A 21,035-nucleotide genomic window follows, 5' to 3' on the forward strand; every position below is an offset into this window, starting at 1 on the left:
GAAATGCCGCTTCGCCGGCGGTTATGCTGCACACGCATGACCATCGAGCTGCGGCACCTCCGAGGGTTCCTCGCCATCGCGGAGGAGGGCAACCTCACCCGCGCGGCCGCCCGGCTGCACCTGACGCAGCCGGCGCTGAGCCGTACCCTGCAGCAGCTGGAGGCGCACCTCGGCGTCCGGCTGGTCGACCGGTCCACCCATCACCTGGCGCTGACCCCGGCGGGCCACGAGTTCCGGCGCAACGCCGCCGCCGCGATCGCCGCCGTCGAGCACGCCCTGGACCCCGACCGCTCCCGCGGCCTGCCGATCCGGCTCGGGCACGCGTGGTCGGCGCTCGGGGCGTACACCACCGTCCTGCAGCGGCGGTGGAAACGCGCGCATCCGGAGACCGTGCTGGAGCTGCTGCGCCTCGACGAGCGCAGCGCGGGCCTCGCGTCCGGCGCGGTCGACGTCGCCGTCCTGCGCGGCCCGGCCGGCGTGCCCGACGTGCCGGGCGTCACCGCCACCCACCTCATGCGCGAGCCCCGCCTCGCCGCCGTCGCCGACGACAGCCCCTTGGCCGGACGGGCCGCGCTGACCCTGGCCGACCTGGCCTCGCTACCCCTGGCCCTGAACACCGTCACCGGCAGCACCACCCTAGCGCTGTGGCCGCCGGGCGGGGCACCGTCACAGGTCGTGCCGGTGAAGAACACCGACGACTGGCTCGCCGTCATCATCGCCGGCGACGCCGTCGGGGTGACCGCCGCCGGGACCGCCGCCATGCACCCGAACCCGGCGGTGCGCTACCTGCCCCTCACCGACGCGCCGCCGGTCGACGTGATCCTGGCCTGGCGCGAGCCGGTCACCCACCCGGCGGTGCCGGACCTGCTACGCCTGGCCCACGACGTCGTCCGGCGCTGACCTCCCCGCGCTACGCACCACGTCGTGCGCGGCGAGGTGTGGCTGGACACGGCCGGCACCCGCCTGCGGGCCGCCCCCGGCGACCTGCTGCTGCTCCCGCACTGGACACCCCGCGCCCTGCGCCACCGCCCCGGGGCGCCCCTGACCGACGCGCCGCCGCCCCAGGCCCAGGACACCCTGTCGGTGCTGCGCCACCTCGGCGGCGACGGCCCGCGCACCGTCGTGCTGAGCGCCGAGCTGACCGTGACCGGCGCCGCCCGGGACCGCCTCATCCGCGCCTTGCCCCCGGCCGTCCTGTTCCCAGGACCGCAGTGCCCCGGACCGCAGTGCCCCGGACCGCTGTGCCCCGGACCGCTGTGCCCCGGACCGCTGTGCCCCGGACCGACGTTCCCCGGACCGACGTTTCCCCGGACCGACGTTCCCCGGACCGCCGTTCCCGGACCGCTGTTGCCAGGACCACCGGAAGCACCGGCCGCCGAGCCACGCCCGGACCCCGACCCGCGACCAATCCCCGCCCGCGACCAGACCCCAACCTGCGACCAGCCCCTGACCCGCTGGCGGATGGAACTCGCCGCCGCCATGCTGCGCGACGAGCCCGGCCGCACCCTCGCCGAGGTCGCCACGGCGGTCGGCTACAGCGACGAGTTCGCGTTCGCTGCCGCGTTCCGCCGCGAGGTCGGCACCCCGCCCGGCGCCTACCGAACCGCCGGCCCACCGCCGGCCCACCGCCGGCCCGCACCGCCGGCCCGCCACCCGGCGTCGCCGCACCCCCGGCGGCGCGGCGGTGAGCTGTGATGCGACCATCGACGGCCGGCACCAGGGCGGGCAGTCGGGGAGGCGAGGCATGCGGCGCGACACACCTGGCTGGCCGTTGCGCCGGCGGCGGTTGCAGCGGGCGCCCCGGCGGGCGTTGACGTACGAGGAGGCCGTGGCGGACCGGCAGGGCGACGGGACGCTGCTGCGCACGCACGGGCGGCGCACGGGCCGGGCGGTGCTGCTGCTGCACGGGTACACGCACAGCCCGCGGCAGGTCGCCCGGCTCGCCGAGCTGTTCCACGAGCGGGGGTGCAACGTGTACGCGCCGCTGGCGCCGGGGCACGGGGCGGGCGGGCGGCATGCCGGGTTCACGGCCGCGGATCTGCTCGCGTACGCCGGTGACGCCCTCGACGTGGCGGCCGCCCTGGGCGAGGAGGTGGGGGTGGTCGGGGTCTCCGCCGGTGCCGCGCTCGCCACGTGGCTCGGTGCGCACCACGGCGATGTGGTGGGCCGGCTGCTGCTGATCACGCCGCTGTTCGCGCCGCACCCGGGGCGGGTGCCGGCGGCGTTGCTGCGGCCGGTGACCGTCCTGTACGGGCTGCGCCTGGTCCCGGACCGGGTCAACGCGCGGGGGTACTCGTTCACGGCCGTCGCCCAGTACCTGCGGGTCGCGGCGAACCTGCCGGCCGTGCCGGTGCGGGGGGCGCTGCGGCGGGTCGCGGTGGTGACGTCGCCGGGCGACACGGTGGTCGACGCGGGCCAGGCCGTGGCGGTGCCGGCCCGGCTCGCCGCGGCGGCGGGCGCGGCCTTCGTCCATCATGTCCTGCCGGACGGCGAAGGCCACGCCCACAACGTCATCGGCGCGCACGCCCAGGCCCTCGACCAGGTCTACCTCGACCTGTACGACGGCTGACGGCTCACCCCTCGTGCCGCCCGGGCGACCCCGACGCCACGTGCCGCCCGCCGCCCGCCACGTGCCCCACCGGACGGGCACCGGCGCCATCGGCCGCAGCGGAGGCCGCAGCGGGAGCCGCAGCGGAGGCCGCGGCCGAGGGCGCGTCGGAGGGCGCGGCGGAGGCCGTACCGGAGCCGGGGGACGAAGCGCCCGGGCGGGCCGGCCACCAGAAGCGCTCCCCGAGCAGCAGCGCGATCGCCGGCACGACGACGGTGCGCACGACGAGCGTGTCGAGGACCACGCCGATGCCGACGATGACGCCGATCTGGGTGAGCACGATGACCGGCAGCACGCCGAGCACGGTGAAGACCGCGGCGAGCAGGATGCCGGCGGAGGTGATCACGCCGCCGGTGGCGCCGAGCGCGCGGATCACCCCGGCGCGGGTGTCGCCGCGCGCCGCCGCCTCCTCGCGGGCGCGGGTGACGAGGAAGATGTTGTAGTCGACGCCGAGCGCGACGAGGAACAGGAAGCTCAGCAGCGGCACGCCCGCGTCGAGGGCGGGGATGCCCAGGCCGTGGCGCAGCACCAGGCTCGCGGCGCCGACGCTGGCGGCGAAGCTCACGATGACGGTGAGCAGGAGCAGCAGCGGCGCCACGAGCGAGCGCAGCAGCACCACGAGCACGAGCAGCACGACGAGCAGCACGAGCGGGACGACGACCGTGTTGTCGCGCCGGTACGCGTCGCGCTGGTCGAGGTCCGCGGCGGGCGCGCCGCCGACGAGCGGGTCGCTGCCGGCGATCCCGGCGAGGGCCGAGCGCATCGCGCGCACCGTGTCGTCGGCGGCGGGCGTGCCGGACGCGGCCCGCAGGTCGACGCGCAGCTTGGTGAGGGTGCCGTCGTCGGAGCGTTCGGGGCGGGCGACCGCGGCGACCCCGTCGAGGCCCTCGATGGTGGCGACGGCCCGGTCGGTGGTGGCCGCGGCGACGATGACGGTCACCGGCTGCGACGAGCCGGCCGGGAAGTGCCGGGCGAGGGCCTCCTGGGCGGTGACGGACTCGACCTCGGTGCGGAACTGCTCCGTCTGCGACAGCCCGATCGACGTGCTGAGCAGCCCGGCGGTGAGCACGGCGAGCACGACGGCGGCGCCGGCGAGGACCCGGGCCGGGTGCCGGCCGACGCCGTGCGCGATGCGCGACCACACGCCCTTGCTGGTCGGATCCTGGCTGCCGACCTGCGGCACGAACGGCCAGAAGATCCCGCGCGGCAGGCTGACCAGGGCGGCGGGCAGCACGACGAGGCCGAACAGCAGCGCCACGGCGACGCCGATCGCGGCGGCCACGCCGAGGGTGCGGTTGGCGGTGAGCACCGCGGCGAGCAGGGTGAGCAGGGCGAGGATCACGGTGCCGGCGCTGGCGACCACGGCCGGCGCGGCGTTGCGCAGCGCGACCTTCATCGCCTCCCGGCGGTCCGGTGTGTGGCGCAACTCTTCGCGGTACCGCGAGATGAGCAGCAGCGCGTAGTCGGTGCCGGCGCCGAAGACGAGCACGGACACGATGCCGCTGACCGAGGCGTCGGTGCGCTCGCCGACGACCTTGGCGACCCACGGCAGCAGCTTCGCCACGACCTGGTCGCCGGTGCCGATGACCACGAGCGGGACGATCCACAGCAGCGGGCTGCGGTACGTGAGCAGCAGCAGCACCGCCACGACGCTGGCGGTCGCGATGAGCAGGGTGACGTCGGCGCCCTCGAACGCGGCGGAGATGTCCCGGCCGAACGCGGGACCGCCGGTGACCTGCGCGGTCAGCCCGCCGGGCAGCGTACCGCCGGCGTGCACGACGTCGCGGATGCGCTCCACCGCGGTCGACTGGGTCTCGCTGTCACCGCTGAGGGTGACGGCGAGCAGCGCGGCCCGGCCGTCCTCGGCGACCGCGGGCGGCGGCACCTGGCCCCCGGTGGCGGTGCCGGCGAGGGTGGTGCGGGCCTGCTCGATCACCGCCTTGTCGGCGTCGGTGAGGGGTGCGTCGCGGCGCTCGTACACCACGACGGCGACGTCGGTGCGGCCGCTGGCGAACCGGTCCGCGAGCTGCGTCACCCGGGTCGACTGCTTGCCCGCCGGCAGGCCGTCGCCGGGCTCCGCGTCCGGCTGGGCCGGCGAGGTGAGGAACACCAGCGCCGACAACCCTACGGTGACGAGCAGGATCAGGACAGCGCCCAGCCGGCTGGTGACGGCGGCTGCCACTCGTGTGCCCACGTTCTTCCCTCTCGACGACCAAATAGTTCCACGATCGAACTTTGTGCTGCCCCTTGATACCCGGTCCACACGAATCGACGCAAGAATCGACGCATCTCTGCGTAGCTGTGACGCTACGTCAAGAATCTGCCCGCCGACAGCCGCCCTCGCGGCGCCGGCGCCGGAGCAGCGGGCGGTGATCGTGCCGCGGCGCTTCGAGGACCTCACCGAGGCGCAGACCGCCGACGCGCTCGGCTGCCGGGTCGGCACGGTCAAGAGCCAGACCCGCGACGCCCTCGCCCGGCTGCGGCGGATCGCGCCGGGGGTGCTGAGCGGGGCCGAGCAGGACCCCAGCCGGACGCAGGCGCCGCCGACGCGGAACCCGCCGCCGCCGACCCCCGCAGGTGTCGCAGGGACTCGCACGCAGGCTCGCCGCGGCCGCCGAGCAGATGCCGGCCGGTTGCACCTGCCGTGGCCGTGGCAGGCCGACGTCGCCGTCGACCCGGTCGCCTGGAGCCACGACGGCCGGCGGCTGCTCGTCCACGACGGACGGCACCGGGATCTGGCTCGTCGTCGCCCTGGCCCGCCGGCTTCGGTAAACAGACCTTCCAATCCCGGTGCCGGTGGACAATCATGGACACATGCAGCGCACCGGGTGGCAAGGGCACGAATCCTGGCCAGGCTGGCGGCGCGACCTCGGCTGGCTGCTGCTCGCGCTCGCGGTCGCCGTGCCGATCCTGTTCGCCGCCCACTACGCGGCGGTGTCGATCCCGCCGCAGGACGCCACCGCTGACCTGCTCGCCGAGCAGGCGGACCGGGCCGCGGCCGCCCGCACCCACGCCTGGCTGGGCCTGGCCGCCGCACCGGTCATCGCCGCGGCGGGCGCGCTGTGCCTGACCTGGAGCCGCCGCCCCCGCCGTGACCTGAGCGCCACCTGACCCACTGGTCGCCAGTTGATCGCGACTCGAGCCGACGATCACCGCCTGATTCACGCGGGCACCCGGACCTGTCGTCGCCTGCCACCCGCGGCAGGTCGCGCGGCCGACCCGACCCCAGTGACAGGCAGCGCCGCCGAGACACTCCCGCGACGGGCAGGCCCGACGGCCCCGTCCGGAAGCCGCGGGCCGGGTCGTCACGCCCCCTTCGGACAGGCGGCGCGGCCGTCCACAGTCCCGCCCCATCAGCGTGCCGTCACCGGCCCGCCGGCCGGGCGACCCGTCAGCAGACGGGCGGGGCGCCCGTCGCCGCGGCGCCGACCGGGCTGGTCGCGGCCGACGGCGACGCCGGATCCGACGGCGACACCGAAGGCGACGGTGACGGCGACGCGGCGGCCGGGCTGTACATGAGGGTGCCGGTCTGCTGGAACGCCGAGGCGCCGAGGGCCACGCCGGGCAGGGTGACCTGGTGGCCGGCGGTGTCGGTGACGCGCAGCGTGACCGGGCCGGTCAGCCCCGACGGGCCGGTCCACGTGTTGTCGGTGTTGTGCTTCAACGGGGTCCAGCCGGCGGGCGTCTGCAGCTCCACAGTGGACAGCCGGTTGCCGTGGTTGTCCAGGACGACCGACAGCGACGAGTAGCCGGTGCCGCCCTTCGCGCGGACCTTCAGCGGGCCGGGCAGCTCCGGGTCCCGGACCGCGCCGTACGTGATCTTGATGATGCCCGCGCCCACGTCGCCGATGCGGCCGAAGGCGGCCCTGCTCAGGTCGATCTTGCCGGCGGGGCAGGACGGGCACTGGTCGACCACCTGCACCATGGTCGTGCGGCCGTTGGGGCCGGTCACGGCGAGATACGACCCGCACGCCGCGCCGCCGGCCCACTCGGCGGGGCCGATGGCGGCGTAGCCGTCGCTGGACGGGGCGCCGAGGTTGCACATGCCGTTGCGGTTGGTGCTGTAGTACGAGGCGCTGCCCGCGCGCACGTTCTCCACCACTGGTTCACGGGCGGCCGGCGGGGCGGCGCAGGCGGCGTTGCCGCTGTCCTGGGCGACGAGCACGATCGAGACGACGACGGCGAGGACGCCGCCCGCGGCGGGGATCATCCAACGCAGGTGACGGCGGTCCATGGGTCCGGGAGTCTAGAAGCCGCCCCCGCGTTGAGGGAAATCGCCGGAACAAGAAGCACTCGACGTGCAGGTATCCGTTGACACGACGGCATCGACGGGCGTTCCATGTGTGGATGCGCAGCGTCGCGTCATTGATCCTCGCGGCCGGTCTCCTCGCCGCCGTCCCGTCCCCCGCCGCCGCGGACCCGCCGGTGTGCGGTCCGCCCGTGGCCAGCACCACGCAGCCGGGCTACACCGTCGCCGACCCGGACTGCGACGTCAACGGCACCCCCTTCGTCCCCGTCGCCGGATCCAGCGTGTGGACCGGGATCGACGACGGTGCCGCGTACCGCATCGAACGGCCCGCCGCCTGGAACGGCGAGCTCGTCCTGTACGCGCACGGCTATCGCGGGCTCGGCACGACCGTGTACGTCGACAGCCCGTCGCTGCGCGCGCACTACCTGGCGCGCGGGTTCGCGTGGGCCGCGTCCAGCTACCAGACCAACGGCTACGACGTCGGTCAGGGCGTGCGCGACACGTACGAGCTGATCCGGCGCTTCACCGAACGCACCGGGCAACCCGCCCGCGCCGTCTACATGACCGGCGCCTCGATGGGCGGGCACGTCACCGCCGTCGCCATCGAGGAGCACCCGCAGGCGTTCGTGGCCGCGATGCCGGTCTGCGGCGTCCTCGGCGACGCCGAGCTGTTCGACTATTTCCTCGACGCCAACGTCACGGCCGCGGCGCTCACCGGCACCACCATCACGTTCCCGCAGGCTCCCGTCGATCCGTCGTTCCAGGAGGTGTACCGCCAGCAGGTGGCCCAGCAGGTGCCACTGCTCGGCCAGGGCGCCGGGCTGACCCCGCTCGGGCGGCGCTGGGGCGACTTCGTCGAGCAGCGCAGCGGCGGCACCCGGCCGGGCTTCGACAACGCGCTCGCCTACTGGAGCGCGCTGCCCGGCATCCCGCCCCTGACCTCCGTGCCGTTCCTGTTCGGCGTCTACCCAGGGCTGTCCGGCGGCACCGCCGGCGTCGCCGAGGGCAACATCACCTCCAACCGGTTCACCGTGTACCAGGGTGACGACAACCCGTGGCTGTCCCGCGACGAGCTGCGGCTCAACCGCGACGTGCTGCGCGTCGACCGGACCGACCGCCCGTCGCGGGACCTGTCCGGGGTGCCCCGCGTCGACGGCCGGCCGCGCGTGCCGGTGCTGTCCATGCACACCATCGGCGACCTGTTCGTGCCGCTGTCCATGGAGCAGGAGTACGCCCGCCGCGCCAACCTCCAGGGCCGCGGGAAGCTGTTCGTGTCCCGGGCCGTGCGCGCCCTCGGGCACTGCGAGTTCACCGGACCCGAGCTGGCACAGGGCTTCGACGACCTGGTCACCTGGGTGCGCACCGGGCACCGCCCGGCCGGCGACCCGATCCTGGACCGCCGGGCCGTCGCAGGTGCGCAGTTCGGCTGCCGGTTCACCCTCACCGACCGGCCGGCGTTCGGCCCCGCCTGCCCACGCTGAGCCCCTGCGGGCGGCGGCCGGGGCCGCCGCCCGCGGCGGGTGTCCACGATGCGCTACACCCTCGCGGCCCTCGGGTCGCCAGCGTGGCTCAAGTCCCGGCACCGGCCGCGCTCAAGTGACGGCCAAGCGATCCTTAACCGGCGGCCAAGCGGCACCGGACACGGTGGGTCCCGCGGCGCCCCGAACCGGTGGGCGCCACCGTCCGAGGGGACCCACCATGACCCTGTCCGCCACCCCGGCCCTGGACACCGCCGGCATCGCCGACCTCACCGCCGCCGTCCGCGGCCCGGTGCTGCTGCCCACCGACGAGGGCTTCGCCGAGGAGACCGCCGTCTGGAACGTGGCGAACCCGCACAGACCCCTGGTCGCCGTCGGCGCGACCAGCACCGCCGACGTCGCCGCCGCGGTCGGCTGGGCCGGCCGGCACGGGCTCGCGGTCGCCGTCCAGGCCACCGGCCACGGCGCCGTCCGCCCCGCCGTCGACTGCGTGCTCATCACCACCCGCCGCATGCGGGACCTCACCGTCGACCCGGCCGCCCGCACCGCCCGCGCCGCCGCCGGGGTCCGCTGGTCGCAGGTCATCGAGGCGACCGCGCCGCACGGCCTCGCCCCGCTCAACGGCTCCTCCTCGCAGGTCGGCGTCGTCGGGTACACCCTCGGCGGCGGCCTCGGCCCGCTCGGGCGCACCTTCGGCTTCGCCGCCGACCACGTCCGATCCGTCGAGATCGTCACCGCCGACGGCGTGACCCGCACCGTCGACGCCGACCACGAGAGCGACCTGTTCTGGGCGGTCCGCGGCGGCAAGGGCAACTTCGGCATCGTCACCGCGATCGAGTTCGCCCTGTTCGACGTGCCGGCCCTCGCCGGCGGCGGCATCTACTTCCCCGCCTCCCACGCCGCCGAGGTCCTGCACGCCTACCGCGCCTGGGCGCCCACGCTGCCCGAGCGGATGAACACGTCCCTCGCGCTGCTGCGCCTGCCCCCGCTGCCGCAGCTGCCCGAGCCGCTGCGCGGCGCGTTCGTGGTGCACCTGCGGGTCGCGTACCTCGGCGACGCCACCGACGCCGCCCGCCTCCTGGAGCCCATGCTCGCCGCCGCCCCCACCCTCCTCGGCGGCGTCGGCGACCTGCCCTACCAGGCCGTCGACGCCATCCACCAGGACCCCGTCGACCCGACCCCGACCCGCGAGCGCGGCGTCCTGCTCGGCGACCTGACCGCCGCGACCGTCGAGGCCCTGCTCGCCACCGCCGGTCCCCAGGTCGACGTGCCGCTCATCATGGTCGAGCTGCGCCATCTCGGCGGCGCCCTCGGCCGCCCGCCGGCGGTGCCGAACGCGGTCACCGGCCGCGACGCCGCGTACTCGCTGTTCGTCATCGGCCTCGGCCTGCCCGACCTGGTGCCGGTCGTGGACGCGGTCACCGACGCGGTCCTCGCCTCCGCCGACGCCACCGTGCCGGGCGGCCTGCTGAACTTCTCCGGCGGCGGCACGCCGGAGGCCCTGCAGGCCAACTGGCCCCCGGCGGACCGCGACCGGCTGCTGCGGATCAAGCGCTCGTACGACCCGGCGAACATGTTCTCCACCAACCAGGCGATCCTCGCCTGACAGCGCGGCCAGGCCACGGACGCGGCGGCTGACGGGCGGCGGACGCGGCGGCTGGTGGTCGGTGGGCCTCTCCGCTCGACCAGCAGCCGCCCGCCGCCCCGAACACCGCCGCGCGTGCGACGGCGGCACGCCCACCACGGGTGGCGCCTGCCGCCGTCCACAGGGCCGCCGCGCCCGGGCGCCCGCCCCGGTCAACGCCGACATCGCCGGCCACAGCCAGGACGGACGGCCCGCCATCCCACCGGTACACGCCGGCGCGGTGGTGGCAGGATCGGCCCGTGGAGCTGAGAGCCGAGCTGCTGCCGCCCGCCGTCGCCGCGGAGCGCCTCGCGGAGGTGCGGGCGCGCATCGCCGCGGTCCGGGGCCTGCTGGAGCGGGGCGACCCGCGGGCCGCCGACGAGATCGCCGCGCTCAACGACGCCACCGGCCACGAGTACACCGCCGATGACCTGCGCGACCAGTGCGGCGGCCCCAACCTCGACGAGCTGGCCGCCGAGGCCGCGGCTCCCCCGGTCCGGCGGACCCCGGCCACCAGCCGCGTCACCCGCGACGAGCTCGTCGAGATCGTGCGCCGCATCCTCGCCGCCGACCGGCACACCGACTTCTTCGTCGCCCTGTTCGAGGCGAACGTCATCATGCCCGGCGCCGCCGGCCTCATCTTCCACCCGCCGCCGCACCTCGCCGGCGCCGAGGCGGAGGAGATCGTGGCCGCGGCGCTCGAGTACCGGCCGATCGCCCTCTGACGCGGGACCCCCTCAGACGGTCCCGAGGGCGTCCAGGGTCGCCGCGTCCAGGGTGACGTCGAGCGCGGCGACCGCCGCGTCGTACTGCGCCGCGGTCCGCGGGCCGATGAGCGTGACCCGCTCCGGGTCCCGCTGGTGCAGCAGCCAGGCCAGGACCAGCTGGTTGCCGGTCACGCCGAGCCCGGCCGCGACCCTGGCCACGGTCGCGAGACGGGCGTCGGTGTCGCCGCCCCGGTACGACTGCATCACGTGATGCGTCCCCCGCTTCGCCGGGTCGTCGTAGATGCCCTTGAGGATCGGCGAGTACGCCACCAGCGTCAGCTCCGGGTGCGCCCGCACGTACGCCAGCTGCTCGTCGTCCACAATGGACACCTTCGGGGTGGTCGGGCGCAGGTACGAGTGCTCCTGCTGCACGGCGACGGGCGCGGGCCAGCCGTGCTCGGCGCACAGCGCGGCGATGCGCTCCAGGCGGGCCGTCGACACGTTGGACCAGCCGATGTGCCGGGTCTTGCCGGCGCCGACCAGCCCGGCGAGCGCCTCGAGGGTCTCCTCCAGCGGGGTCGCGAGGTCGTCGACGTGGACGTAGTACAGGTCGACGTGGTCCACGCCGAGCCGGCGCAGGCTCGCGTCGAGGGCGTGCCGCAGCGTGTCGGCGCCGGCTCCCGCGTACTGCGACGCGGAGGGGCGCCGGCCGTCCAGCGCGGCGGCCGGGTCGGCGACCCACGCGCTGCCCTTGGTCGCGAGGAACACCTCGTCGCGCCGGCCCCGCTTGGCGAACCACCGCCCGAGCAGCGACTCGCTCTCCCCGCCGGTGAACGGTCCCGCCCCCGCCGGCGGGTCGGGCCACCACGCGTAGCAGTCGGCGGTGTCCAGGAACGTGCCGCCGGCGTCGAGATACCGCTCCAGGATCAGGGTCGAAGTGTCCTCGTCGGTGCTGGTGCCCATCAACATGCAGCCGAGGGCGAGCGCGCTGACCTGCTCGCCGGTGCGGCCGAGTGGAACTGTTCGCATACGGCCGACGCTAGGACCTGGAGCGCGCACCAGGTCAAGCCGCGGCCCTACGCCGACGTGCGCTGCTGCATGCGGCCCAGCTCCCGCCGATACCAGCCGATCTTCTCCTTGATCCTGGCCTGCTCGTCGCGCAGTTCGGCGATCTTGCGCTCGATGTCCCGGTCGTGCTCCTCGAGCAGCTCGGCGCGCTCGGCGAAGGTGCCGTCGCCGTCGCGGGCCAGCTCGGCGTAGCGGCGCATCCGGGCGATCGGCATGCCGGTGTCCCGCAGGCAGCGCAGCACGTCCAGCCACGCGAGGTCGTCGTCGGTGAACAGCCGCTGCCCACCGGCGGTGCGGTCGATGCCGTCGAGCAGGCCGATGCGCTCGTAGTAGCGCAGCGTGTCGAGGCTGAACCCGGTCTTCTGGGCGGTCTCCCGCGGCGAGTACGGCATACCTCAGTTTCCCACGACGCCGCGGATCGCATCGCCCAGCGCACGCATGGTCGCCAGCACCTCACCGACCGTCGCCACCTCCGGTGGCCAGTTCGCGAGGACGGCGTAGCTGACCGGACCGGCCGGGCCGGTGACCACCCCGACGTCCGCGCGGACCCCCTCGTCGGTGCCGGTCTTGTTGCGCAGCACCACGCCGGCGTGCGACAGCGGGTCGAGGTCGAACGCCGACGCCACCATCGACAGGTCCGCCGACGTGCCCAGCCACCGCAGCACCTGCGGCCCGCCGTCAAGGTCCGGCAGCCGGTGCAGCAGCAGCGACAGCTCCTCGGCGCTGCCGGAGGACAGCCGCGGCGGGTGCGCGGCGGTCCGCACGTCGCGGACCACGTCGTGCAGCGCCGTCGCGGTCAGGCCGAGCGACCCGGCGAGCGCCGCGACCCGGTCCAGCCCGGCGTGGCGCAGCAGCACGTTGGTGGCCAGGTTGTCGCTCACCGAGGCGACCAGCACGGCGAGGTCACCGGCCGGGAGCACGTCGGTGGACAGGTGCTGCCACAACCCCGAGTCGGCGACCGGCTCGACGTCACGCCGGTCGCACGGCAGGTCGAGCGGCACGCTGCGCGCGACCTGCAGCAGCAACAGCAGCTTGCCGACGCTCGCGGTGGACAGCACCAGCTCCGGCCGGTGCGCGTGCAGCACCGCCCCACCGGCGTCGCGGACGCACACGGACCAGGTGACGGCCGTGTCTGTCCCCCGACCGGCCGGCGCATTCCGCCGGACCGTCAGATCAGGCCAGTGCACGTCCGGCCGATGGCGAGGCATGCGACACACCCCCCGCACCCTGCTCGTGGCCCTGACGGCCCTCTTCGTCGTCGTCGCGTCGTCCACGGTACCGGCAGCCGCCGCCGCCCCGCGCACCTGGTGGAAGCCGGCCGTGGGCGCGACGTGGCAGCTGCAGTACACCGGCACGCTGGACCTCTCCGTGCCCGCCGACGTGTACGACATCGACGGCGCCGACGCCACGAAGGCCCAGGTGACGAAGTTGCACACGGCCGGCCGCAAGGTCCTGTGCTACGTGGACGCCGGCTCGTGGGAGAACTGGCGCACCGACGCCGCCCGCTTCCCGGCCGCGGTGCTCGGCAAGGCCCTCGACGGCTGGGCGGGCGAGCGGTGGCTGGACATCCGGCAGTGGGACACGCTGCGCCCGATCCTCACCGACCGCTTCGCCGTGTGCAAGGCCAAGGGCTTCGACGCCGTCGACCCGGACAACATGGACGGCTACGCCAACCCGTCGGGCTTCCCGCTCACCGCCGCCGACCAGCTGCTGTTCAACCGCAGGGTCGCCGACCTGGCACACTCCCTCGGCCTGGCCGTCGGCCTGAAGAACGACCTCGAACAGGTCACCAAACTGCACCCGTCCTTCGACTTCGCCGTCAACGAGTCGTGCGTGCAATGGAAGGAGTGCGCGGCGCTCGGCCCGTTCGTCACCACCGGCAAGCCGGTGTTCCACGTCGAGTACAAGGCGTCGTCCTGCCCGACGGCGGCGAACCTGCGCTTCAGCTCGATCCGCAAGAACCTGCGCCTGGACGCCTTCCGCGCCGCCTGCTGACCGCCGCTGACTGTTGTGACCGCGACGCAATCACCGCCCCAGCATGCGGTCCGGCCGCGCCGACCGAGGCAAGGCTCGACGCCGACCGAGGCAAGGCTCGCCGCCGACCGAGACGAGGCTCGCCGCCGACCGAGACGAGGCGCCGACCGAGACGAGGCGCCGACCGAGGCGAGGTCATTCGAGGCGCCGGAAGTCGACGGTGACGTCGAGGCCGCCCTCGGGGCGGGGCAGCACGCGCAGGGCCGCACCGTGGGCGGTGGCGATCGCCTGGACGATGGCCAGGCCGAGGCCGTGACCCTCGGTGCGGCGGCCGATCCGCTGCCCTTCCAAGCGCTGGAACGGCTGCAGCAGCCGCTCCACCTCATCGGCCGGGACGACCGCCCCGGTGTTGCGCACCGTGAGCCGGGGGGCGCCCCCCACCGTCGCCGTCGACACCTCGACCCAGCCGCCGTCGACGTTGTGCCGCACGGCGTTGTCGACCAGGTTGGCCACCAGGCTCTCGGCCAGCCGCGGGTCGCCGGCACCGACCGCCGGGCCGAGGCCGGTGTCGACCCGGACGCCGCGGACCTTCGCCTCGTCCGCGCGGCGGCGCAGCGCGGCGGCCGCGATCTCGGCCAGGTCGACCGGCTCGTCCCGCTCGACGCCCTGCTCGCCGCTGGCCAGGGTGAGTAAGGCGTCGACGAGGCGCTCCTGGGCGGCGCCGAGGGCGAGCACCTCCTGGCACGCCTCGCGTAACGTGTCGACGGTGGCGTCGGGGTCGGCGAGGGCGACCTGCAGCAGGGCCCGCTCCGCCGCCAACGGGGTGCGCAGCTCGTGGGAGGCGTTGGCCACGAACCGCCGCTGCGACGCGAACGCGGCCTCGAGCCGCTCGAAGACGCTGTCCAGGGTCTCGGCGAGATCGGTGAATTCGTCGTCCTCGTCCTTGTCCTTGCGCCCTAGCCGCCCGAGCCGCCGGTTCAGGCTGTTCGCCGAGATGTCCTGAGCGGTGGCGATGATGGCCCGCAACGGACGCAGCACCCGGCCGGCGGTGATCCAGCCACCGACGACCGCGATGCAGCTGGACAGCAGCACCGTCGCCACGATGATGCGCAGCATCCGGTCGTCGCCGGGTGACGGGGGCGGCGTCGCGGGCGAATGGTAGATGTCGTCGGCCGGGGCGGTGGCGGCCGATCCGTAGGTGAACAGTCCGATGCCGGAGACCACGGCGAGGACGAACGGCACCGCGTACAGCAGCGTGAGCCGCATCTGCAGGCCGCGCCGCCGGCGGCGGGGAGCGGCGCTCACGGCTCGCCGATGCGGTAGCCGGCCTCGCGGACCGTGTGGATGAGCTCGGGTGCGCCGAGCTTGCCGCGCAGCCGGCGGATCGTCGTCTTCACCACCGTCGTGAACGGGTCGGCGGCCTCGTCCCACACCCGCTCCAGCAGGTCCTCCGCGGAGACCGGCCGGCCGTCGGCGGCGAGCAGGCACTCCAGGACGCCGAACTCCTTCGGGCTGAGCTCCAGGCGGCGCCCCGCCCTGGTCGCGACCCGGCGGGCCGGGTCGAGGGTGAGGTCGCCGAGCTCGTACACCGTCGGCAGCGCGACCGCCGGCCGCCGCGCCAGGGCCCGCACCCGCGCCACGAGCTCCTCGAAGTCGAACGGCTTCGGCAGATAGTCGTCGGCGCCGAGGCCGAGGCCGTCGACGCGCTGCTTGACGGTGCTGGCCGCGGTCAGCATCAGCACCCGGCTGCTGGAGCCCGCCGCGACGATCCGCCGGCACACCTCGTCGCCGTGCACGCCGGGCAGGTCGCGGTCCAGGACGACCACGTCATACCGGTTCACGGCGAGCCGGTCGAGGGCCTCCACGCCGTCGAGGACGACGTCGACCGCCATGCCCTCGCGGCGCAGCCCCGTGCCGACCGTCCTGGCCAGGACCTCGAAGTCTTCGATCACCAGCACCCGCATGCCACCACCATGCCAGGTCGTCGGTGTCAACGAGGTGTCAGCGGCTGTCACCGTGCTGTCACCGCCCCGCCGGTACAACGGGACGCATGATTGTCGTCAACGGCCTCCGCAAGCGATTCGGGTCGCACACCGCCCTCGACGGGATGACGTTCAGCGTCGAGCCCGGCCAGGTCACCGGCTTCGTCGGGCCCAACGGCGCCGGCAAGTCCACCACCATGCGGGTGATCCTGGGCCTCGACGCGCCCGACGCCGGCACCGCGCTCGTCGGCGGCCGGCCATACCGCACGCTGCGCCGCCCGCTGTGCCACCTGGGTTCGCTGCTCGACGCGGGCGCGCTGCAGCCTGGCCGCACCGCCCGCAACCACCTGCTGTGGCTCGCGCACTCCCAGGGGCTGCCCGCCCGCCGCGTCGACGAGGTGCTGGAGCGCGCCGGCCTGCAGGGCGTCGCCCGCCGCGCCGCCGGCGGCTTCTCCCTCGGCATGCGCCAGCGGCTCGGCATCGCCGCCGCCCTGCTCGGCGACCCACCGGCGCTCATGCTCGACGAGCCGTTCAACGGCATGGACCCCGAGGGCATCGTGTGGATGCGCCAGCACCTGCGCGGGCTGGCCGCCGAGGGCCGGGCGGTGCTCGTGTCCAGCCACCTGATGAGCGAGCTGCAGGACACCGCCGACCATGTCGTGGTCGCCGGCCGCGGCCAGGTGATCGCCGACACCAGCATCGCCGCCCTGCTGCAGGCGGCCGCCGCCGGCCGGGTCACCGTGCGCCTCGGTGCCCCCTTCGTCGATGTCGCGGCAGATGTACTGGACTCAGCCGGCGCCACCGCCGTCCGCACCGACGAGGGCACGCTCACCGTCACCGGCCTGCCGGCCGAGGCGGTCGTGGCGGCGCTGACCGGCGGCGGGGTGCCGTTCGCCGAGATCTCCACCCACCGCGCCACCCTGGAGGAGGCCTATCTGGAGCTGACCCGCGACGCCGTCGAGTTCCGCGCCACGACCGCCCCGCAGGTGACCCGATGAAGGGCTATGCGCGGCTCGTACACGCGGAATGGACCAAATTCCGGACCATCCGGGGGTGGATGGTCGGCCTGGTCGCCGCCGCCGTCGTCATCGTCGGCTTCGGGCTCTTCCCGGGCATGGAGGGCACCTGCGGCACGCGCGGCGCCGGCTCCGAGTGCGCGCTGCCGGTCGGCCCTGAGGGGCAGGAGGTCAGCGACACGTTCACGTTCGTGCACCGGCCGCTCGCGGGTGACGGCACGATCACGGTGCGGGTCGCGTCGATGACCGGCACCCGGCCCGACCTGTCCGGCAAGGAAGGGGAGATCGAGGAGGTGGTGCCGTGGGCGAAGGCCGGTCTGATCGTCAAGGACGGCACCCGGCGCGGCTCCACGTATGCGGCGGTCATGCTGACCGGCGGGCACGGCGTGCGCCTGCAGCACGACTACGTGCACGACCGCGCCGGCAGCGCCGCCACCGCGGCCGGCCCGAGGTGGCTGCGGCTGACGCGGGCCGGGGACCGCGTCACCGCCCTGGAGTCCGCCGACGGCACCAGCTGGAACGGGATCGGCACGGTCCGGCTCACCGGCCTGCCGGCGACGGCGGAGGTCGGCCTGTTCGTCGCCTCGCCGCAGTTCACCGAGGCGACCGGCGCCGCCTCAGCGGCCGGCGGCCCGTCCCGGGCGACCGCCGAGTTCGACCAGCTGACAACGGCCGGCGGCTGGCAGCCGGGCGGCTGGACCGTCGACCAGATCGGCGCCGACGCCGCCCCCGGCGGGTCCGGTGGACCGGGCGGACCGGGCGAACCGGGCGGACCGGGCGGACCGGGCGGGGCAGGCGGCCCGGGCCCCGGTGGGCAGAGCGGCGGCGAGCGCGGACCGGGCGGCGGCCGACCGAACGGTGCCGAGCAGACCGCGGGCGGGTTCACCGTCACCGGCTCCGGCGACATCGCACCGGCGGTGGCGGGGGCGGCGGGGCTCGGCACGACGATCAGCCAGACGCTCATCGGCACGTTCGCCGGGCTGGTCCTCGTCGTCGTCCTCGGTGCCATGATCATGACTGGTGAGTACCGGCGCGGCCTGATCCGCACGTCGCTCGCCGCCGCGCCGCGCCGGCTGACGGCGCTGGCCGCGAAGGCCACCGTGCTCGGCACCGTCACGTTCGTCGCCGGCCTCGTCGCGGCCGCCGTGGTGGTGACGTTCGGGCCGGACATCATGCGCGGCAACGGCATCTACGTGCATCCGGCGTCGGCCGCGACGCAGCTGCGGGTCGTCGTGGGGACCGGTGCGCTGCTGGCCGTCGCCGCCGTCCTCGCCCTCGCGTTCGGGGTCCTGCTGCGGCGCGGCACGGTGGCGGTGACGCTCGCGATCGTGGCGACCGTCCTGCCGTATCTGCTGTCGATGACCGTCCTGCCCGTCGCCGCCGGTGCGTGGCTGCTGCGGGTCACGCCGGCGGCGGCGTTCGCCGTGCAGCAGAGCACCCTGCGATATCCGCAGGTCGACGGCGTCTACACGCCCGCCAACGGGTTCTTCCCCCTTGAGCCGTGGGCCGGGTTCGGGGTCCTGCTCGCCTGGGCCGTCGCCGGGATGGCGTTCGCCGCGTACCGCTTCCAGCGCAGGGACGTGTGACGTGCGCCGATACCTGCACGCCGAATGGACGAAGCTGCGCACCGCCCCCGAGACGGTGTGGCTGCCGCTCGGCATCGTGGTCGCCACCGTGGCGGTCGGCCTGGTCGTCGCCGTGAACATCCCGTGCACCGGCCCGCACTGCGGCGGTGACCCGACGAAGGCCGGCCTCACCGGCGTCCAGCTCGGCCAGGCGGTGGTGGCGATCCTCGCGGTCCTCGCCGTCGGCGGGGAGTACGGCACCGGCATGATCCACACCACCGTGGCCGCGATGCCGCGCCGCTGGGCGGTCCTCGCGGCGAAGGCGGCGGTCGTCACCGCGGTCGTCGCCCCCGCCGCGACCCTCGCGGTCGCCGTGTCGGCCCTCGCCGGCCGGCGGATCCTGCCGGCTGAGGCGGCGCTGCACACGGTGCTGCGGGCCGCCGGCGGCTCGGTGCTGTACCTGCTGCTGATCGGCCTGCTCGCCCTCGGCGTCGCCACCCTGGTCCGCAACGCGGCCGCCGCGATCGGGGTGGTGCTCGGGCTGCTGTACCTGTTCCCGATCCTGGCCGCCGCGGCCGCCGATCCGGACTGGGAGCGGCACCTGCTGCAGGTGGGCCCGATGACCGCGGGGCTCGCCGTGCAGGCCACCACCGGCCTGGACAAGCTGCCGATCGGCCCGTGGGCGGGCCTGGGCGTGACCGCCGCCTGGGCGGCCGGCGCCCTCCTCGCCGGCGCCGCCGCCCTGGCCGCCAGGGACGCCTGAGTGGCGAGGAGGCGGCACATGAGCCGGCAGGCGCGGGGGCGGGGGGGGTCGCCAGTGGGGCACGCTTAGCGGTCGACGCTGATGGGTACCGAAGCGGATGTGCATGTCGCTGTGATCGCCCACGCTGGCAAGACGCTTGGTGGAGGGCTCGACGAGCTGCGGCGGGTTCTGGCCCGTGCCGGTGTCGAGCGTCCCGACTGGCGGGAGGTTCCGAAGAGCCGCAAGGCACCCAAGCAGCTGCGCAAGGCCGTCGAGGCGGGCGCCGAGCTCGTCTTCGTCTGGGGCGGCGACGGCATGGTGCAACGGTGCGTCGACACCGTGGCCGGGTCGGACGTCACGATCGCGATCATCCCGGCGGGCACCGCGAACCTGTTCGCTTCGTCGCTCGACATCCCGCAGGACATCGTCGAGGCGGTGCGGATCGGGCTGGAGGGGACGCGGCGGCGGTTCGACCTGGGCAAGGTGGCCGGGGAGCACTTCGCGGTCATGGCGGGGGTCGGCTTCGACGCGGCGATGATCGATGACGCGGACAAGGGGATGAAGAGCCGGGCCGGGAAGCTGGCGTACTTCGGCACGGCCGTACGGCACGTCGGTGACGACCCGGTCAAGGCCACGGTCACCGTCGACGGTCAGGAGTGGTTCTCCGGGCCGGCGACGTGCGTCCTGCTCGGCAACATCGGCACGATCGCCGGGGGGATCGAGGCGTTCGACGACGCCAGCCCGTTCGACGGGCGGCTGGAGGTCGGGGTGTCCACCGCGAAGGGGGCGCTGCAGTGGGCCCGCACACTGGGGCGGATGGCGTTCGGGCGGACCGACACGTCGCCGTTCGTCAAGGTGACCAGCGGGCGGAAGGTCAGGGTCCGCTTCGCCGAGCCGGTCCTGCTGGAGCTGGACGGCGGCGCCCGGAAACCGGTGCGCAAGCTGAAGGCGAAGGCCGTCCGGTCCGCCGTCACCGTCGCCGTCCCCTGACGTCATTGGCGCCGTCCCCTGCCGTCATTGGCGCCGTCCCCTGACCGTCCACCCGGGCGGGGGCGACGGAACCGGGGCCGGCCGCGGCGCGTCGAACGGGCGACGCAGCGGCCGACACCGGAGGTACCCGGGGGTGACGAGACAGCGGCGGGCCCGGCGAGCCGTGACGGCGGCCCTCGCGGTCGCGATGCTCGGCAGCGGATGCGGATCAACCGCCGCCACCAAGCCACCCGAAGCAGCCGGGCCCGACAAGCCGGGGGCCAAGAAGCCGGGGGCCAAGCAGCCGGAACCGAAGCAGCCGGAACCAATGAAACCGGGGCCGGCCCAGTCACCGAGGATTTGGACCGGCTCCGGCGACTGGGAGCCCGCCGCGGGCGCGTTCAAGGAGGCCCTCGCCGCCGGCAAGGTCACCGCCGTCGCGCCCCCCTCCCAAGGGCCGCCGAGCGCCGAAGGCGACGTCGTGTGGGAAGCGGGCGGGCGGCGTACCGTGGCGATCATCACCGCTGCGGAGGCCCTGGCGGCGCTGGCCGGTGAAGGGCGGGACTGCCCGCGGTGCGAGACGATCCGGGTGACCGGGGCGCGGCTCGGCACGGCCCGCATCCAGACGGCGACAGGGGCGGCGACGGCGCCGGCCTGGCAGTTCACCGTCAAGGGGTCGGCGGTGCCGGTGACGAGGGTGGCGTTCGGCGCGGGCGTGACGGTGCGTCCGCCGCCGTGGAACGCCGACGACCCGCCGGGCGGGCTGCGCATCGACGCTGCGACGGTGACGGGCACGACGCTGACCGCGCAGTTCGTCGGCGCGCCGCAGCCGGCGACGCTGCCGTCGGGGATGGACTGCACGGCGGAGGTGGTGGCGTCGGCGAACGCGGTCGTCGTCATCGTCATGGCGCACCCGTTTCCGGGCGGGCAGGCGTGCCGGTCGATCGGCGCGCCGCGGACCGCGACGGTGCGCCTCGCCGGGCCGCTCGGCGACCGCGCCGTCCTTGAGGTGCAGCAGGGCACGCCGGTGCCGGTGACCGTTGAATAATGGGC

The 21,035-nt window shown here is 75.1% G+C and carries 20 protein-coding genes and 2 pseudogenes; 15 read left to right on the forward strand and 7 right to left on the reverse strand.

The window, feature by feature from the left end; translation table 11 throughout:
* Window positions 1–36 precede the first annotated feature (36 nt).
* The 4 genes and pseudogenes from OP18_RS11205 (at window position 37) to OP18_RS52280 (ending at window position 2,569) form a co-directional block, all read left to right on the forward strand.
* The gene (locus tag OP18_RS11205; protein ID WP_033358742.1) at window positions 37–900 is read left to right on the forward strand and encodes a LysR family transcriptional regulator; all 864 of its coding nucleotides are present in this window, start codon (window positions 37–39) and stop codon (window positions 898–900) included.
* A gap of 21 nt (window positions 901–921) precedes the next feature.
* Window positions 922–1,188 (forward strand): annotated as a pseudogene (locus tag OP18_RS62490) (cupin domain-containing protein); the annotation flags it as partial.
* A 159-nt stretch (window positions 1,189–1,347) separates the two neighbouring features.
* On the forward strand, window positions 1,348–1,695 hold the full coding sequence (locus tag OP18_RS62495) for a helix-turn-helix domain-containing protein (RefSeq protein ID WP_425388632.1): 348 nt from the start codon (window positions 1,348–1,350) through the stop codon (window positions 1,693–1,695).
* Between the two features lie 49 nt (window positions 1,696–1,744).
* Window positions 1,745–2,569: an alpha/beta hydrolase gene (locus OP18_RS52280; RefSeq protein WP_081970646.1), complete on the forward strand. Its 825-nt coding sequence runs from the start codon at window positions 1,745–1,747 to the stop codon at window positions 2,567–2,569.
* Between the two features lie 4 nt (window positions 2,570–2,573).
* Here OP18_RS52280 and OP18_RS11220 read toward each other — a convergent pair whose 3' ends face one another.
* Window positions 2,574–4,802 (reverse strand): MMPL family transporter, encoded by a 2,229-nt coding sequence (locus OP18_RS11220; RefSeq protein ID WP_081970647.1) that lies wholly within the window; start codon window positions 4,800–4,802, stop codon window positions 2,574–2,576.
* A 43-nt stretch (window positions 4,803–4,845) separates the two neighbouring features.
* Here OP18_RS11220 and OP18_RS62500 point away from each other — a divergent pair.
* A pseudogene (locus OP18_RS62500) lies at window positions 4,846–5,079 on the forward strand (sigma factor-like helix-turn-helix DNA-binding protein); the annotation flags it as partial.
* Between the two features lie 343 nt (window positions 5,080–5,422).
* Complete coding sequence (locus OP18_RS60480) at window positions 5,423–5,719, forward strand: hypothetical protein (RefSeq protein WP_033358744.1); 297 nt, start codon at window positions 5,423–5,425, stop codon at window positions 5,717–5,719.
* Between the two features lie 280 nt (window positions 5,720–5,999).
* On the opposite strand, the gene OP18_RS11230 is transcribed toward OP18_RS60480, so the two are convergent.
* Entirely contained in the window at window positions 6,000–6,842 is an 843-nt protein-coding gene (locus OP18_RS11230) for an expansin EXLX1 family cellulose-binding protein (protein ID WP_081970648.1), read from the reverse strand.
* A 113-nt stretch (window positions 6,843–6,955) separates the two neighbouring features.
* Here OP18_RS11230 and OP18_RS11235 point away from each other — a divergent pair, with 113 nt between their 5' ends.
* From OP18_RS11235 to OP18_RS11245, 3 genes are all read left to right on the forward strand, one after another.
* Window positions 6,956–8,338, forward strand: a complete 1,383-nt coding sequence (locus tag OP18_RS11235; protein ID WP_033358919.1) for an alpha/beta hydrolase family protein — start codon at window positions 6,956–6,958, stop codon at window positions 8,336–8,338.
* Window positions 8,339–8,555: 217 nt separating this feature from the next.
* Window positions 8,556–9,941, forward strand: coding sequence for an FAD-binding oxidoreductase (locus tag OP18_RS11240; protein ID WP_033358745.1), 1,386 nt, complete (start codon window positions 8,556–8,558; stop codon window positions 9,939–9,941).
* A 278-nt stretch (window positions 9,942–10,219) separates the two neighbouring features.
* Entirely contained in the window at window positions 10,220–10,684 is a 465-nt protein-coding gene (locus OP18_RS11245; protein ID WP_033358746.1) for a hypothetical protein, read from the forward strand.
* A gap of 12 nt (window positions 10,685–10,696) precedes the next feature.
* Here OP18_RS11245 and OP18_RS11250 read toward each other — a convergent pair whose 3' ends face one another.
* From OP18_RS11250 to OP18_RS11260, 3 genes are read right to left on the reverse strand one after another with little or no spacing between them, the layout of a single operon-like run.
* Complete coding sequence (locus OP18_RS11250) at window positions 10,697–11,695, reverse strand: aldo/keto reductase (RefSeq protein ID WP_033358747.1); 999 nt, start codon at window positions 11,693–11,695, stop codon at window positions 10,697–10,699.
* 47 nt (window positions 11,696–11,742) lie between these two features.
* A complete protein-coding gene (locus OP18_RS11255; RefSeq protein WP_033358748.1) occupies window positions 11,743–12,126 on the reverse strand; it encodes a MerR family transcriptional regulator in 384 nt (127 codons plus the stop codon).
* A gap of 3 nt (window positions 12,127–12,129) precedes the next feature.
* Window positions 12,130–12,942, reverse strand: coding sequence for a serine hydrolase (locus OP18_RS11260; protein WP_081970649.1), 813 nt, complete (start codon window positions 12,940–12,942; stop codon window positions 12,130–12,132).
* Between OP18_RS11260 and OP18_RS11265 the strand changes: the two genes are divergently transcribed.
* On the forward strand, window positions 12,941–13,729 hold the full coding sequence (locus tag OP18_RS11265; protein ID WP_033358750.1) for an endo alpha-1,4 polygalactosaminidase: 789 nt from the start codon (window positions 12,941–12,943) through the stop codon (window positions 13,727–13,729). The two genes, OP18_RS11260 and OP18_RS11265, sit on opposite strands and share 2 nt — an antisense overlap.
* 174 nt (window positions 13,730–13,903) lie before the next feature.
* On the opposite strand, the gene OP18_RS11270 is transcribed toward OP18_RS11265, so the two are convergent.
* A complete protein-coding gene (locus OP18_RS11270) occupies window positions 13,904–15,013 on the reverse strand; it encodes a sensor histidine kinase (protein WP_245635339.1) in 1,110 nt (369 codons plus the stop codon).
* Window positions 15,010–15,672: a response regulator transcription factor gene (locus tag OP18_RS11275; RefSeq protein ID WP_033358751.1), complete on the reverse strand. Its 663-nt coding sequence runs from the start codon at window positions 15,670–15,672 to the stop codon at window positions 15,010–15,012. The genes OP18_RS11270 and OP18_RS11275 overlap by 4 nt, the downstream gene beginning before the upstream one ends.
* An 86-nt stretch (window positions 15,673–15,758) precedes the next feature.
* On the opposite strand from OP18_RS11275, the gene OP18_RS11280 reads away from it, so the two are divergent.
* The 5 genes from OP18_RS11280 (at window position 15,759) to OP18_RS11300 (ending at window position 21,030) form a co-directional block, all read left to right on the forward strand.
* On the forward strand, window positions 15,759–16,688 hold the full coding sequence (locus OP18_RS11280) for an ATP-binding cassette domain-containing protein (protein ID WP_033358752.1): 930 nt from the start codon (window positions 15,759–15,761) through the stop codon (window positions 16,686–16,688).
* Window positions 16,685–18,292, forward strand: a complete 1,608-nt coding sequence (locus OP18_RS11285; RefSeq protein WP_033358753.1) for an ABC transporter permease subunit — start codon at window positions 16,685–16,687, stop codon at window positions 18,290–18,292. Before OP18_RS11280 ends, OP18_RS11285 begins: the two co-directional genes overlap by 4 nt.
* Before the next feature lies 1 nt (window position 18,293).
* Window positions 18,294–19,034 (forward strand): ABC transporter permease, encoded by a 741-nt coding sequence (locus tag OP18_RS11290; protein ID WP_033358754.1) that lies wholly within the window; start codon window positions 18,294–18,296, stop codon window positions 19,032–19,034.
* A gap of 111 nt (window positions 19,035–19,145) precedes the next feature.
* Complete coding sequence (locus OP18_RS11295) at window positions 19,146–20,003, forward strand: diacylglycerol/lipid kinase family protein (protein ID WP_245635340.1); 858 nt, start codon at window positions 19,146–19,148, stop codon at window positions 20,001–20,003.
* Between the two features lie 307 nt (window positions 20,004–20,310).
* Window positions 20,311–21,030: a hypothetical protein gene (locus OP18_RS11300; RefSeq protein WP_033358756.1), complete on the forward strand. Its 720-nt coding sequence runs from the start codon at window positions 20,311–20,313 to the stop codon at window positions 21,028–21,030.
* The last annotated feature ends 5 nt before the right edge of the window (window positions 21,031–21,035 follow it).

Source organism: Dactylosporangium aurantiacum, assembly GCF_000716715.1.
GTDB classification, from domain to species: domain Bacteria; phylum Actinomycetota; class Actinomycetes; order Mycobacteriales; family Micromonosporaceae; genus Dactylosporangium; species Dactylosporangium aurantiacum.

What these genes read in the sequence shown, in the direction of transcription:
- OP18_RS11205 (WP_033358742.1), top strand. Translation starts at nt 37, where the DNA reads ATGACCATCGAGCTGCGGCACCTCCGAGGGTTCCTCGCCATCGCGGAG.
- OP18_RS52280 (WP_081970646.1), top strand. Translation starts at nt 1,745, where the DNA reads ATGCGGCGCGACACACCTGGCTGGCCGTTGCGCCGGCGGCGGTTGCAG.
- OP18_RS60480 (WP_033358744.1), top strand. Translation starts at nt 5,423, where the DNA reads ATGCAGCGCACCGGGTGGCAAGGGCACGAATCCTGGCCAGGCTGGCGG.
- OP18_RS11230 (WP_081970648.1), bottom strand. Translation starts at nt 6,842, where the DNA reads ATGGACCGCCGTCACCTGCGTTGGATGATCCCCGCCGCGGGCGGCGTC.
- OP18_RS11235 (WP_033358919.1), top strand. Translation starts at nt 6,956, where the DNA reads ATGCGCAGCGTCGCGTCATTGATCCTCGCGGCCGGTCTCCTCGCCGCC.
- OP18_RS11240 (WP_033358745.1), top strand. Translation starts at nt 8,556, where the DNA reads ATGACCCTGTCCGCCACCCCGGCCCTGGACACCGCCGGCATCGCCGAC.
- OP18_RS11250 (WP_033358747.1), bottom strand. Translation starts at nt 11,695, where the DNA reads ATGCGAACAGTTCCACTCGGCCGCACCGGCGAGCAGGTCAGCGCGCTC.
- OP18_RS11255 (WP_033358748.1), bottom strand. Translation starts at nt 12,126, where the DNA reads ATGCCGTACTCGCCGCGGGAGACCGCCCAGAAGACCGGGTTCAGCCTC.
- OP18_RS11265 (WP_033358750.1), top strand. Translation starts at nt 12,941, where the DNA reads ATGCGACACACCCCCCGCACCCTGCTCGTGGCCCTGACGGCCCTCTTC.
- OP18_RS11260 (WP_081970649.1), bottom strand. Translation starts at nt 12,942, where the DNA reads ATGCCTCGCCATCGGCCGGACGTGCACTGGCCTGATCTGACGGTCCGG.
- OP18_RS11275 (WP_033358751.1), bottom strand. Translation starts at nt 15,672, where the DNA reads ATGCGGGTGCTGGTGATCGAAGACTTCGAGGTCCTGGCCAGGACGGTC.
- OP18_RS11280 (WP_033358752.1), top strand. Translation starts at nt 15,759, where the DNA reads ATGATTGTCGTCAACGGCCTCCGCAAGCGATTCGGGTCGCACACCGCC.
- OP18_RS11285 (WP_033358753.1), top strand. Translation starts at nt 16,685, where the DNA reads ATGAAGGGCTATGCGCGGCTCGTACACGCGGAATGGACCAAATTCCGG.
- OP18_RS11300 (WP_033358756.1), top strand. Translation starts at nt 20,311, where the DNA reads ATGAAACCGGGGCCGGCCCAGTCACCGAGGATTTGGACCGGCTCCGGC.